Source organism: Burkholderia sp. 9775_39 (assembly GCF_015712225.1).
Taxonomy (GTDB): domain Bacteria; phylum Pseudomonadota; class Gammaproteobacteria; order Burkholderiales; family Burkholderiaceae; genus Burkholderia; species Burkholderia cenocepacia.
In genome coordinates, this window is the sequence record NZ_JACCQC010000002.1 from 237,194 (window position 1) to 250,203 (window position 13,010).

Annotated in this window: 10 protein-coding genes; 3 read left to right on the forward strand and 7 right to left on the reverse strand. The window is 65.5% G+C overall.

The genetic code is table 11. The features are described from left to right. Positions 1 to 59: 59 nt before the first annotated feature. The 4 genes from folE2 to H0X90_RS03870 form a co-directional block, all read right to left on the reverse strand. Positions 60 to 869: a GTP cyclohydrolase FolE2 gene (folE2, locus tag H0X90_RS03855; protein ID WP_006486446.1), complete on the reverse strand. Its 810-nt coding sequence runs from the start codon at positions 867 to 869 to the stop codon at positions 60 to 62. 154 nt (positions 870 to 1,023) lie between these two features. Next, entirely contained in the window at positions 1,024 to 2,928 is a 1,905-nt protein-coding gene (gene dxs / locus H0X90_RS03860; protein ID WP_006486458.1) for a 1-deoxy-D-xylulose-5-phosphate synthase, read from the reverse strand. A gap of 81 nt (positions 2,929 to 3,009) precedes the next feature. Then, positions 3,010 to 3,894 (reverse strand): polyprenyl synthetase family protein, encoded by an 885-nt coding sequence (locus H0X90_RS03865; protein WP_006486453.1) that lies wholly within the window; start codon positions 3,892 to 3,894, stop codon positions 3,010 to 3,012. Continuing rightward, positions 3,891 to 4,184 (reverse strand): exodeoxyribonuclease VII small subunit, encoded by a 294-nt coding sequence (locus H0X90_RS03870; protein WP_006479428.1) that lies wholly within the window; start codon positions 4,182 to 4,184, stop codon positions 3,891 to 3,893. The genes H0X90_RS03865 and H0X90_RS03870 overlap by 4 nt, the downstream gene beginning before the upstream one ends. A 270-nt stretch (positions 4,185 to 4,454) precedes the next feature. On the opposite strand from H0X90_RS03870, the gene H0X90_RS03875 reads away from it, so the two are divergent. Both H0X90_RS03875 and H0X90_RS03880 read left to right on the forward strand, forming a co-directional pair. Beyond that, positions 4,455 to 5,561 carry an aromatic ring-hydroxylating dioxygenase subunit alpha gene (locus H0X90_RS03875; RefSeq protein ID WP_006486437.1) on the forward strand — a complete coding sequence of 369 codons (1,107 nt, stop codon included), beginning with the start codon at positions 4,455 to 4,457 and terminating at the stop codon, positions 5,559 to 5,561. 117 nt (positions 5,562 to 5,678) lie between these two features. Beyond that, positions 5,679 to 6,548 carry a sulfurtransferase gene (locus H0X90_RS03880; RefSeq protein ID WP_077190783.1) on the forward strand — a complete coding sequence of 290 codons (870 nt, stop codon included), beginning with the start codon at positions 5,679 to 5,681 and terminating at the stop codon, positions 6,546 to 6,548. Positions 6,549 to 6,602: 54 nt separating this feature from the next. Here H0X90_RS03880 and H0X90_RS03885 read toward each other — a convergent pair whose 3' ends face one another. From H0X90_RS03885 to polA, 3 genes are all read right to left on the reverse strand, one after another. Beyond that, positions 6,603 to 7,478 (reverse strand): dienelactone hydrolase family protein, encoded by an 876-nt coding sequence (locus tag H0X90_RS03885; RefSeq protein ID WP_006486435.1) that lies wholly within the window; start codon positions 7,476 to 7,478, stop codon positions 6,603 to 6,605. A gap of 360 nt (positions 7,479 to 7,838) precedes the next feature. After that, positions 7,839 to 9,173: an NAD(P)/FAD-dependent oxidoreductase gene (locus H0X90_RS03890; protein ID WP_006486476.1), complete on the reverse strand. Its 1,335-nt coding sequence runs from the start codon at positions 9,171 to 9,173 to the stop codon at positions 7,839 to 7,841. 278 nt (positions 9,174 to 9,451) lie between these two features. Continuing rightward, a complete protein-coding gene (polA, locus tag H0X90_RS03895) occupies positions 9,452 to 12,205 on the reverse strand; it encodes a DNA polymerase I (protein ID WP_077190784.1) in 2,754 nt (917 codons plus the stop codon). A 1-nt stretch (position 12,206) separates the two neighbouring features. Between polA and H0X90_RS03900 the strand changes: the two genes are divergently transcribed. Next, positions 12,207 to 12,965, forward strand: coding sequence for a TIGR00730 family Rossman fold protein (locus tag H0X90_RS03900; RefSeq protein WP_006486470.1), 759 nt, complete (start codon positions 12,207 to 12,209; stop codon positions 12,963 to 12,965). Positions 12,966 to 13,010 lie beyond the last annotated feature (45 nt).

A 13,010-nucleotide genomic window follows, 5' to 3' on the forward strand; every position in this document is an offset into this window, starting at 1 on the left:
AACAAAAAGGCCGCTCGTTCGAGCGGCCTTTTTCATTGTCGCGACAAAACGCCGCAGCGTTATGCCGCCTGCCGCTTGTCGCGCTCGATCAGCGCATACGCGCTGTGATTGTGGATCGACTCGAAGTTCTCGGCTTCGAGCACGTAGGCAACCACCCGCTCGTCCGCATCGAGACGCTGCGCGACGTCCCGCACGAGATCCTCGACGAACTTCGGGTTCTCGTATGCACGCTCGGTCACGAACTTCTCGTCCGGCCGCTTCAGCAGACCCCACAGTTCGCACGACGCTTCCTCTTCCGCGATGCGGATCAGCGCCTCGACCGGCAGATCCGCAGCCAGCTCCGCGTCGATCGTCACGTGCGAGCGCTGGTTGTGCGCGCCGTACTGCGAGATCTTCTTCGAGCACGGGCACAGGCTCGTCACCGGCACGAGCACCTTCAGGAACAGGCGCGTATCGCCGTTGCGGCTTTCGCCCGCGAGCGTCACTTCATAGTCGAGCAGGCTTTGCACGCCGGACACCGGCGCCGTCTTGTTCACGAAATACGGGAACGTGACTTCGATGCGGCCGGCCTCGGCCTCGAGCTTCTCGAGCATCGACGCGAGCATCGCGCGGAAGCGCTCGACCGTCAGCGGCGCGCGATTCTCTTCGAGCAGCGCGACGAAGCGCGACATGTGCGTGCCTTTCTGGTCGGCCGGCAGACGGACGTCGAGGTTCCAGACACCGACGGTCGGTTGCACGTCGCCGCTTTCGGTGCACACCGTCAACGGATGCCGGACCGCCTTCACGCCGACGCGCTGAATCGGGATCTGACGGGTATCCACCGTGCTCTGCACGTCGGGCATCACGAAGGCGGGATTCATCTGGTTCATCTTGTTCAATCCTTGTAAGCCGCGCGTCCGACGACGCGCATGCCGCATCATGCGGCAGCCGGAAAAGCAACATGGGCCCGCAGGCCCATGTTTTCCGCATCAATGAAGACCGGTTGCGCCAGTCGCACCGACGCCGCCCGCGGGCGGCGCCAGCTTACGCGACGCGCTTCGCCTGACCGGCGACATCGGCCGCCGGATTCAGAAAGCGTTCGCGAATCGATTTCGCGATACCCGCGCCGTCGAGGCCGCATTGCGACAGCAGCTTCGCGGGGTCGCCGTGATCGATGAACAGGTCAGGGAGGCCCAATTGTAGTACGGGTCGGATAACCCCACTCTCCATCAGGGCTTCCACGCAGGCCGAGCCCGCGCCGCCCATCACGCAGCCTTCCTCGACCGTCACGACGTAGTCGTGCGTTTCGGCGAGCTCGCGCACGAGCGCTGCGTCGACCGGCTTCACGAAGCGCATGTTCGCGACCGTTGCGTCGAGTTCCTCGGCCGCGGCGAGCGACGGTGCGACCATCGTGCCGAACGCGAGGATCGCGACGCGCTTGCCTTCCGGCTGCGACGTGCGGCGACGCACTTCACCCTTGCCGAGCGGGATCTCGGTGAATTCCTTCACCGTCGCCACACCCGTACCCGCGCCGCGCGGATAGCGCACCGCGGTCGGGTTCGGCTGCTGCAGCGCCGTGTGCAGCATCTGGCGGCATTCGTTCTCGTCGGATGCGGCCATGATCGTCATGTTCGGGATGCAGCGCATGAACGCGAGATCGTACGCGCCCGCATGCGTCGCGCCGTCCGCGCCGACGAGGCCCGCGCGGTCGATCGCGAACACGACCGGCAGGTTCTGCAGCGCGACGTCGTGGATCAGCTGGTCGTACGCACGCTGCAGGAACGTCGAGTAGATCGCGACGACGGGCTTCAGCCCTTCGGTCGCGAGACCGCCCGCAAACGTCACCGCATGCTGCTCGGCGATGCCGACGTCGTAGTAGCGATCCTTGAAGCGCTTCTCGAACTCGACCATGCCCGAGCCTTCGCGCATCGCGGGCGTGATGCCGACCACGCGCGTATCGCGCTCGGCTTCATCGCACAGCCACTCGCCGAATACCTGCGTGTACGTCTTCTTCGCGGGCGTCGTCGACGGCTTGATGCCTTCGGCCGGGTTGAACTTGCCGGGGCCGTGATAGAGCACGGGATCCGCTTCGGCGAGCTTGTAGCCCTGGCCTTTCTTCGTCACGACGTGCAGGAACTGCGGGCCGCGCAGTTCACGGATGTTCTGCAGCGTCGGGATCAGCGAATCGAGATCGTGACCGTCGATCGGGCCGATGTAGTTGAAGCCGAACTCCTCGAACAGCGTGGCCGGCACGACCATGCCCTTCGCGTGCTCCTCGAGCTTGCGCGCGAGTTCGAGCACCGGCGGCGCGACGCTCAGCACGCGCTCGACGCCCGCGCGCGCAGCCGCATAGAAGCGGCCCGACATCAGGCGGGCGAGATGGCGATTCAGCGCGCCGACCGGCGGCGAGATCGACATGTCGTTGTCGTTGAGGATCACGAGCAGCTTCGCATCTTCCGACACGCCCGCGTTGTTCATCGCCTCGAACGCCATGCCGGCCGTCATCGCGCCGTCGCCGATCACGGCGATCGAGAAGCGGTCGTCGCCGTTCAGTTGGCTGCCGATCGCCATGCCGAGCGCCGCCGAGATCGACGTGCTCGAGTGCGCGGTGCCGAACGTGTCGTATTCGGATTCGCTGCGACGCGGGAAGCCCGAGATGCCGTCGTACTGACGCAGCGAATGCATCTGGTCGCGGCGGCCCGTCAGGATCTTGTGCGGGTAGGTCTGGTGACCCACGTCCCAGACGATGCGATCGTTCGGCGTGTTGAACACGTAGTGCAACGCGATCGTCAGCTCGACCGTCCCGAGGTTGGACGACAAATGGCCGCCCGTCTTCGACACGCTGTCGAGCACGAACGCGCGCAGTTCATCCGCGAGCGGTTGCAGTTGGCGACGATCGAGGCGGCGCAAATCCGCCGGGTCGTCGATGGTTTTCAGCAAGTCGTACATCGTCGTTCCATTGTAGGAAATCAAACGCGCCCGCATTCTTTTGCACGCACCGTAGCGTGTGCGCGGCGGCGGGCTTTCGCGTCAGCTGACCCGGTTCACTACCAGGTCGGCAAGTTCGGCCAGACGCTGTGCGCGTGCGCCGAACGGTTTCAGCGCATCGTGCGCTTCGGCGCGCAGCTGCGCTGCCAGCTCGCGCGACGCCTCGAGACCGAGGATCGATACATAGGTCGGCTTGTCGTTCGCCGCGTCCTTGCCGGCCGTCTTGCCAAGCGTCGCCGAATCGGTCGTGACGTCGAGAATGTCGTCGACAACCTGGAAGGCCAGACCCACGGCCCCCGCGTACACGTCCAGCGCAGCCATCGTTTCCGTCGAAGGCGTCTCGCCGGCCAGCGCACCCATCCGCACGGCCGCGCGCAGCAAGGCGCCCGTCTTCATCCGGTGCATCGTCTCGAGCTGTTCGCGCGTCAGCTTCAGGCCGACGCTCGCCAGGTCGATCGCCTGCCCGCCGGCCATGCCGATCGAGCCGCTCGCGAGCGCCAGCTCGCGCACGAGCGCCGCCTGCTGCACCGGCGACAGCGCGTCGGCGTCGGTCAGCGCGACGAACGCCTGCGATTGCAGCGCATCGCCGACCAGCAGCGCCGTCGGCTCGTCGTACTGCACGTGCACGGTCGGCTTGCCGCGACGCAGCGCGTCGTCGTCCATGCACGGCATGTCGTCGTGCACGAGCGAGTAGACGTGGATCATCTCCAGCGCCGCCGCCGCCGCGTTGCGTGCCGCCTCCGTCGCACCGGTCAGCTCGCCTGCTGCATGGCACAGCAGCGGGCGAACGCGTTTGCCGCCACCGAGGACCGCGTAGCGCATCGCCTCGTGAAGTTTCGCGGGCATCGCGGTTTCAGCCGGCAGATAGTGGCCGAGTGCGTCCTCGACACGGTCAAGCACGGACCGCATCCATTGTTCGAATGTCATAGATCGTCGTCTTCGCCGTCCGTGGCGGCCGTTCCGGACGAAAGCGGCTTCAGCGTCGCGCCGTCGAGCACGCGAACCTGCTGCTCCACTTTCTCGAGCTGCTGTTGGCAAAACGCAACGAGGGTCGCACCGCGGCGATACGCCGCCAGTGAATCCTCGAGGCTCAGCGCGCCGCCTTCCATCCGGGCAACCAGCGTCTCGAGTTCCGCGAGCGCCATCTCGTAATTGTCCGGCAACGGTTCGGTGCCATTGCCGGGCGGCGTGGCGCCTGGGGATGCGGTTTTCGCCATGGACGAGGGTGTCAAATTTCAAAACAAGTCGGACATTCTACGGCAAAAGAGAATTTTCCGACCTGCCGTCTTGGGCGCCCGCGCACAATCCCGGCCCCATCTTCGATGCACAGTGTGCGCCTTTCGACGGCCGCCCGACAAAAAATTGACACAAATCAGGCACTTAATCCTAGCCTTGCGAGGCGAACCGGGTATAATTCTCCGTTTCCCTAAATCGATTTTTCGATGGTTGGGTTGTTCACTGCTTTCACGCTAACACCGGGAGTGGGAATGTCCAATCTGAGCGATGCGCTTCAGTTGAAGTCGGCCCACAGCCAGCTTCCAGTCACTGCATATTTCGATGAGGCGCTACTCGAGCGCGAGATCGAAACCCTCTTCAAGAAAGGACCTCGTTACGTCGGGCACGAGTTGATGGTGCCCGAGGCGGGGGATTATTTTGCGCTGCCGTCCGAGAAGGAAGGCCGCGTGCTGGTCCGCAACCAGACGAACCAGATCGAACTGCTGTCGAACGTGTGCCGCCACCGGCAGGCGATCATGCTCAACGGGCGCGGCCACACGCAGAACATCGTGTGCCCGCTGCACCGCTGGACGTACGACCTCGAAGGCGAGCTGCTCGGCGCACCGCACTTCCCCGACAAGCCGTGCCTGAACCTCGGCAAGAGCCCGCTGCAGAACTGGCAGGGGCTGCTGTTCGAGGCCGAGGGCCGCAACGTCGCGCGCGATCTCGCCAACCTCGGCACGAAGCATCACTTCGACTTCTCCGAGTACCAGTTCGATCACGTCGAAGTGCACGAGTGCGATTACAACTGGAAGACGTTCATCGAGGTCTACCTCGAGGATTATCACGTCGTCCCGTTCCACCCGGGCCTCGGCAGCTTCGTGTCGTGCGACGATCTCAAATGGGAGTTCGGCGACTGGTACAGCGTGCAGACGGTCGGCGTGCACAACGCCCTCGCGAAACCGGGCAGCGCGACTTACCAGAAATGGCACGAGCAGGTGCTGAAGTTTCGCAACGGCGTGCCGCCGGAGTTCGGCGCGATCTGGATGGTCTACTACCCGGGCCTGATGATCGAGTGGTATCCGCACGTGCTGGTCGTGTCGTGGCTGATCCCGCGCGGGCCGCAGAAGACGACCAACATCGTCGAGTTCTATTACCCCGAGGAAATCGCGCTGTTCGAACGCGAATTCGTCGAGGCCGAGCGCGCCGCCTACATGGAGACGGCCGTCGAGGACGACGAGATCGCGATGCGGATGGACGCTGGCCGCCGTGCGCTGATGGCGCGTGGCGAGTCGCAGGTCGGCCCGTACCAGAGCCCGATGGAAGACGGGATGCAGCACTTCCACGAGTTCCTGCGCCGCCACCTCGGCGACCTCTGACAGCGGAGGCGGCGCGTTGCCGCCGCCCGGCCGCCGGCAAACGAAAAGACGGGCTTCGGCCCGTCTTTTTTTGTTTAGACTTGGAGTGTCAGGCCATTTGCACTCCAGGGAGCCGTCATGCCACACACTCATTACACCACGCTCATCTCCGCCGCCAATCTCGCCGAGCGCCTGGCCGCGGCGCCCGGCAGCGTGGCGCTGTTCGACTGCCGCTTCGATCTCGCCGATCCCGGCGCCGGCGAAGCCGCCTACGCGGCCGGCCACCTTCCCGGCGCGCAATACCTTCATCTCGACCGCGACCTGTCGGGCCGCAAGACGGGCACCAACGGCCGCCATCCGCTGCCGACCCGCGACGCGCTCGCCACGCTGCTCGCCAGCCGCGGCCTCAAGCAGGGCCAGCAGGTCGTCGCGTACGACGCGCAAGGCGGCGCCTATGCGGCGCGCCTGTGGTGGCTGCTGCGCTGGCTCGGCCACGATTCGGTCGCGGTGCTCGACGGCGGCCTGCAGGCGTGGGAAGCGGCCGGCCAGCCGCTGACGACCGACGTGCCGCAACCGGCCACCGGCAACTTCCGCGCCGCAACGCCGCTCGAATCGACGGTCGATGCAGCAGCCGTGCTCGCGAACGTGTCGTCGGCCGCGCGCGTGGTGATCGATGCACGCGCACCGGACCGCTATCGCGGCGAAAATGAAACGATCGATCGGGTGGGCGGCCACATTCCCGGTGCGCGCAACCGCTTCTTCAAGGACAACCTGGCCGCCGACGGCCGCTTCAAGACCGGCCATGAATTGCGCGAGGCGTTCGCCACCGTGCTGGCCGGCACCGAGCCAAACCGCGTGATCCTGCAATGCGGCTCCGGCGTCACCGCCTGCCACAACGCGCTGGCGCTGGAAGTGGCGGGCCTGCACGGCGCGTCGCTGTACCCGGGTTCGTGGAGCGAATGGAGCGCCGATCCGTCGCGACCGATCGCGACCGGCCCGACGCCGTAAGCGCGCGTACGGCGCGGCAGTCACGCAGCGGCGGCCTCGGCCGCCGCTTGCCGTTTACATCACGCCGAACTTGTGGAACCACTCGATCGCGCGTTTCCAGCCATCCTCGGCATCGGCCTTCACGTAGCTCGGCCGGTAGTCGGCGAAGAACGCATGGCCGGCATCCGGATACACGACGATCTCCGATTCGCGCGCGAGCTTCGAATCGCTCGCCTGGATCGCCTTGCGCATGTTCGCGAGCGACGCCTGCGTGATGTTCTGATCCTTCTCGCCGTACAGGCCGAGCACCGGCACTTTCAGCAACGACGCGTGATCGACCGGGTTGAACGGCGTCATCTCGTCGGTCTTGCCTTCGACGAACCCGTACCACGCCACCGCGGCCCGCACGTGCGGATTGTGTTCCGCATACAGCCACGCCTGGCGACCGCCCCAGCAGAACCCGGTCACGCCGAGGCGCGTCAGGTCGCCGCCGTTCTTGCCGGCCCACGCGACCGTCGCATCGAGATCCTCCGTCACCTGCCGGTCCGGCACCTTGCTGACGATGTTGTCGACCAGCGCCTGGATCGTCGGATATTTCGCCGCGTTGCCCTGTCGCGCAAACAGGTCCGGCGCGATCGCCAGATAGCCGAGCTTCGCGAAGCGCCGGCAGACGTCGGCGATATGCGCGTGCACGCCGAAGATCTCGTGAATCACGATGACGACCGGCAGGTTCGTCTTGTCGACCGGCTGCGCGCGATAAGCCGGCACGCTCGCATCGCCCGAGCGGATTTCGATGGTGTCGACGTCCAGGCCGGCACTGTCGGTCGTGACCGTCTGCGCCGACACGGGCAGCACGGCCGCCGCGAAGGTGCCGCCGAGCGCAGCCTGCATGAACTTGCGGCGCGAGAACGGGACATGGGGGACCAGGCTGTCGACTTCGGGTTTCAACATGAATGCACTCCTCGATTGGGCGCCGCCGTCACGATCGCGGAGACGGCATGACGGGGCATCGCACCGGCGCGCGGCGCGGATGTTGCGGCGGTTGGCACCCCGCCGCAAACGAAAACCCGGACAAGATGCCCAATAATCCGTTGTCGCGTCAACTGTCAGATGTGTAAGACTCGATTACGACGCGGTGCGGCGATCGCATCGATCATCGCGCGGTAGCCTGGCGACGGCCTGCCGAATCACCGTGCGGCGGCGCGTAGCGACGATCGCCGCGCGACCAAATCCTTGCGAATCGAAAAGAAAAACGGGCGGGGAATACGCAGGACATTGCGCATTCCCCGCCCGCTCCGCACACGAGCGCGATCAGTGCAGCTTGACGCGCGGCAGCGTCGTGCGTCGCAGCCAGTGCGCAATCGTGTCGAGCATCATCCGCGGATAACCGTGCAGCGCGGCAATGTGCATCCGGTACAGCGACATGTACATGAAGCGTGCGAACAGCCCTTCGATCAGCATGTTGCCGCCGATCAACCCGCCCATCAGATTGCCGACCGCGCTGAAATGGCCGAGCGACACGAGCGAGCCCAGGTCGCGATACGTGAATTCGGGCAGCGGACGCCCTTCCAGCCGACAGCCGATCGCCTTCAGCAGGAAGCTCGCCTGCTGGTGCGCGGCCTGCGCGCGCGGCGGCACGTTGCGCTCGTTACCAGGCCATGCGCATGCCGCGCAATCGCCGAGCGCGAATATGTTGTCGTCGGTGAAGGTTTGCAGCGTGCGGCGCACGTCGAGCTGGCCCAGCTTGTTGACCTGGAGCCCATCGAGATTCGCGAGCACCGACGGCGCCTTGATGCCGGCAGCCCAGACCGTCAGGTCGGCACGCACGACCTTGCCGCTCGCCGTGTGGACGGCCCCGGGCGCCACCTCCGTCACGCGCTCGGCGAGCATCAGCCGCACGCCGATCTTTCCGAGCAATTCAGCCGTCGCCGACGAGACGCGCTCCGGCAGCGCCGGGAGGATCCGCGGCCCCGATTCGATCAGCACGATGCCGACGTCGTGCCGTGGATCGAGTTTGTGCAACCCGTAGGCCGACAACACCTGCGCGGTATTGCGCAGTTCCGCGGACAGCTCGACGCCCGTCGCGCCGCCGCCGACGATCACGACCTGGATACGCGGCTCGGCCGACTCGCCCGGCGCGGTCGGCGCCGGCGCCTGGTGCTCAGCGCGCATGCATGCCGCGATCAGCCGCTTGCGGAAGCGTTCGGCCTCCCCGACCGTGTCGAGCGCGATCGCGTTTTCCGGTGCGCCCTGCACGCCGAAGAAGTGGGTCGTGCTGCCGATCGCGATCACGAGCGTGTCGTATTCCAGCTCGCGTGCCGGCAACAGTTCCGCGCCGTCGCTGTCGTTGATCGGCGACAGCGTGACGCGCTTCGCCGCGCGGTCGAGCCCGGTCAGCTCGCCCTGCTGGAACTCGAAGCCGTGCCAGCGCGCCTGCGCCGCATATTCGAGCTCCTGCGTGAACGGGTCCATGCTGCCGGCCGCGACTTCGTGCAGCAGCGGTTTCCAGATGTGCGTCGGATTGCGGTCGACGAGCGTGACGAGCGCACGCGCGGGACGATTGCCGCGCGCGCCGTAACGGTCGCCGAGCCGCGTCGCCAGTTCCAGGCCGCCGGCACCTCCGCCTACGATGATGATCCGATGCATCCGATTCCCCCTTTGCGATTCGAAACTGCTGCCGCCGGATGAAGCAAACGCCGTGCACTCGCGCCGCCCGGTGGATTAACCGGTTCGGACATCATCGATGTGCAGTTCGAAGCACTTCGATGCATCCGATCCGGAACGCGGGGCGCGCCGCCCCGCGTCAATGACATGACTGACATGCATTGTCCGGGAGCTTGCGCGTTGACCACAAGCAAACCATCTCGATATTCAGCATCCCTGCAACAATATGCCGCGGGAAACGGGAATCGCTCGGGGGTGCGTCAGTGTGCCTCTTCCCAGTTCGCGCCGGCACCCACTTCGGCGACGAGCGGCACCTTCAGCTTCGCGACGCCGCACATCATTTCCGGCAGTTTCTCGCGCACGAGCGACAGCTCGCCTTCCGGCACCTCGAGCACCAGTTCGTCGTGCACCTGCATGATCATCCGCGATGCAAGCCCGTCGCGCGTGAGCCAGTCGTCCACCGCGATCATCGACAGCTTGATCAGGTCGGCCGCCGTGCCCTGCATCGGTGCATTGATGGCCGCGCGCTCGGCCGCCTGACGGCGCGGGCCATTGCCGCCGTTGATCTCGGGCAGCCACAGGCGGCGACCGAAAACGGTTTCGACGTAGCCCTTCTCCTTCGCGGTTGCGCGCGTGTCTTCCATGTACTGCGCGACGCCCGGATAGCGGGCGAAATAGCGGTCGATATAGAGCTTCGCCGCGTCGCGCGTGATGCCGAGGTTCGATGCGAGCCCGAACGCGCTCATCCCGTAGATGAGCCCGAAGTTGATCACCTTCGCGATCCGGCGCTGGTCGGAATTGACCTCCAGCGGCGTCACGCCGAACACCTCGGCGGCCGTCGCGCGGTGAATGTCCTCGCCCTGCGAGAACGCGCGCAACAGCGACGCGTCGCCGGAGATGTGCGCCATGATCCGCAGTTCGATCTGCGAATAGTCGGCCGATACGATCCGGTGGCCCGGCGATGCAATGAACGCCTCGCGGATGCGCCGGCCTTCGGCCGTGCGCACCGGAATGTTCTGAAGATTGGGATCGTTCGACGCCAGGCGGCCGGTGACCGCGACGGCCTGCGCATAGTTCGTATGCACGCGGCCGGTGGTGGGATTCACCATGCGCGGGAGCTTGTCGGTATAGGTCGACTTCAGCTTCGACAGCCCGCGATGCTCGAGCAGCAGCTTCGGCAGCGGGTAGTCCTCGGCCAGCTTCTGCAGCACTTCCTCGTCGGTCGACGGCGCGCCGCTCGGCGTCTTTTTCACGACCGGCAACTGCAGCTTCTCGAAGAAGATCTGCCCGATCTGCTTCGGCGAGCCGAGATTGAATTCGCCGCCCGCCAGTTCGTACGCCTGCCCCTCGAGTTCGATCAGGCGCGTCGCGATTTCGGTGCTCTGCGCGTGCAGGCGCGCATCGTCGATCAGCACGCCCGTGCGCTCCATCTTGCGCAGCACGAGCGATACCGGCATCTCGATCTCGCGGTACACGCGCTCGAGGCCCGGCTCGCGGGCGACTTGCGGATACAGCGCGTGATGGAGCTGCAGCGTGATGTCCGCATCTTCGGCTGCGTATTCGGCGGCCTGCGCGAGCGCCACTTCGTCGAAACCGATCTGCTTCGCGCCCTTGCCGGCCACGTCTTCGTACTTGATCGTCTTGACGCCCAGATGACGCAGCGCGAGGCTGTCCATGTCGTGCGTGCGGTGCGATTCGACCACGTACGATTCGAGCAGCGTGTCGTGCTCGATGCCGTTCAGTTCGATGTCGTAGTTCGCGAGCACCTGTGCGTCGTACTTCAGGTGCTGGCCGACCTTCTTGCGATCGGCCGATTCGAGCCACGGCTTCAGGCGCGCGAGCACTTCGTCGAGCGGAAGCTGCTCGGGCATGTCGGGCCCGCGGTGCGCGACCGGCAGGTAGGCCGCCTTGCCCGGCTCGACCGAGAACGACAGGCCGACGAGCCGCGCGAGCATCGGATCGAGCGCGGTCGTCTCGGTGTCGAACGCGGTCAGCGCGGCCGCGTCGATCTTCGCGAACCACGCGTCGAACTGTTCCCAGGTCTGGATCGTGTCGTATTCGCGCACGACGTCGGTCGCGATCACCGGGGCCGGCTCGCCTTCCGGCGCATCGGCGCCACCGCCTTCCGCGGGTGCGTTCTCGACTTCGCGCAGCCAGGTCTTGAAGCCGTAGCGCGCGAAGATGTCGCGCAACAGCTCGCGCGCCTCGCCGTCGGTCTTCAGCGACGCTTCGATCGATTCGAGATGCGGCGCGAGATCGCATGACGTGTCGACGGTCACGAGCTTGCGGCCGAGCGGCAGGAAATCGAGCGCGCGGCGCAGGTTGTCGCCGACCACGCCCTTGATGTCGGCCGCGTGCGCGATGACGCCGTCGAGGCTTTCGTATTGCGACAGCCACTTCACGGCCGTCTTCGGCCCGCACTTCTCGACGCCCGGCACGTTGTCGACGGTGTCGCCGATCAGCGCGAGATAGTCGATGATGCGCTCGGGCGGCACGCCGAACTTCGCGAGCACGCCATCGCGGTCGAGCGTCTCGTTGGTCATCGTGTTGACGAGCGTGACGCGCTCGGTCACGAGCTGCGCGAGATCCTTGTCGCCGGTCGACACGATCACGTTCATCCCGTGCCGTTCGGCTTCGCGCGCGAGCGTGCCGATCACGTCGTCGGCCTCCACGCCTTCGACCATCAGCAGCGGCCAGCCGAGCGCGCGCACGGCGCCGTGGATCGGCTCGACCTGCAATGCGAGATCGGGCGGCATCGACGGACGGTTTGCCTTATAGTCGGCATAAAGGTCGTCGCGGAACGTCTTGCCCTTTGCATCGAACACGCAAGCGCTATACTCTGCACTGACTTCCTTGCGCATACGGCGCAGCATGTTGATGATTCCGTAGAGCGCTCCGGTCGGCTCCCCGCCAGGGCCACGCAAATCAGGCATCGCATGGTAAGCCCGATACAGATAGCTCGAACCGTCAACCAATAGCAGGGTCTTACCTTCCAGATTTCGTTCTTCAGGCATTATGAACAAGAGAAAAGTGATTCCGAGTCTGCGTTCGCTCGCAGATCAAGAACGCGCGACGGCCAAGAAGGCGCGCGCATCGTGGCAGATGTTCACGATTATGGCAGAGTTTATCGAGGCGACCGAGTACCTGTCGGAGATCCGCCCGGCTGTCAGCATCTACGGTTCTGCCCGCCTCAAACCCGATACCCCGCACTACAAGCTCGCCGCGCAGATCGCGCGCAAGCTGTCGGACGCCGGCTTCGCGGTGATCTCCGGCGGCGGCCCCGGCATCATGGAAGCCGCGAACAAGGGCGCGCACGCCGGCAAGGCGCCGTCGGTCGGCCTGAACATCGAGCTGCCGCACGAGCAGGCCGGCAACCACTATCAGGACATCTCGCTGCGCTTCCGCCACTTCTTCACGCGCAAGGTCACGTTCGTGAAGAACTCGGATGCGGTGATCGTGATGCCGGGCGGTTTCGGCACGCTCGACGAACTGTCCGAAGTGCTCACGCTGATCCAGACGAAAAAATCGCGCCTCGTGCCGATCATCCTCGTCGGCAGCGAATTCTGGCAGGGGCTGCTGCAGTGGTTCCGCGATCAACTGATTCCGATGGGCCTGATCAATCCGGAAGACATGGATCTGATGCAGGTGATCGACGACCCCGACCAGGTGCTCGACGCGGTGCTCGCGTTCTACGAGGACAGCGGCGAGGAAGAAGGTTCGGACGAGGAGGATCATCCGCCGCGCCCGGAAGAAGACCGGATGTTCTATCTGTAACCGGTCGGTGACGACAGCCGGCCGAGCGCCGGCTGTCGTGCTTTT

Bases quoted from the DNA above. Each gene is read 5' to 3' on its own strand.
- H0X90_RS03890 (WP_006486476.1), bottom strand. From the start codon at position 9,173: ATGCATCGGATCATCATCGTAGGCGGAGGTGCCGGCGGCCTGGAACTG.
- H0X90_RS03880 (WP_077190783.1), top strand. From the start codon at position 5,679: ATGCCACACACTCATTACACCACGCTCATCTCCGCCGCCAATCTCGCC.
- H0X90_RS03885 (WP_006486435.1), bottom strand. From the start codon at position 7,478: ATGTTGAAACCCGAAGTCGACAGCCTGGTCCCCCATGTCCCGTTCTCG.
- dxs (WP_006486458.1), bottom strand. From the start codon at position 2,928: ATGTACGACTTGCTGAAAACCATCGACGACCCGGCGGATTTGCGCCGC.
- H0X90_RS03870 (WP_006479428.1), bottom strand. From the start codon at position 4,184: ATGGCGAAAACCGCATCCCCAGGCGCCACGCCGCCCGGCAATGGCACC.
- H0X90_RS03900 (WP_006486470.1), top strand. From the start codon at position 12,207: ATGAACAAGAGAAAAGTGATTCCGAGTCTGCGTTCGCTCGCAGATCAA.
- folE2 (WP_006486446.1), bottom strand. From the start codon at position 869: ATGAACCAGATGAATCCCGCCTTCGTGATGCCCGACGTGCAGAGCACG.
- polA (WP_077190784.1), bottom strand. From the start codon at position 12,205: ATGCCTGAAGAACGAAATCTGGAAGGTAAGACCCTGCTATTGGTTGAC.
- H0X90_RS03865 (WP_006486453.1), bottom strand. From the start codon at position 3,894: ATGACATTCGAACAATGGATGCGGTCCGTGCTTGACCGTGTCGAGGAC.
- H0X90_RS03875 (WP_006486437.1), top strand. From the start codon at position 4,455: ATGTCCAATCTGAGCGATGCGCTTCAGTTGAAGTCGGCCCACAGCCAG.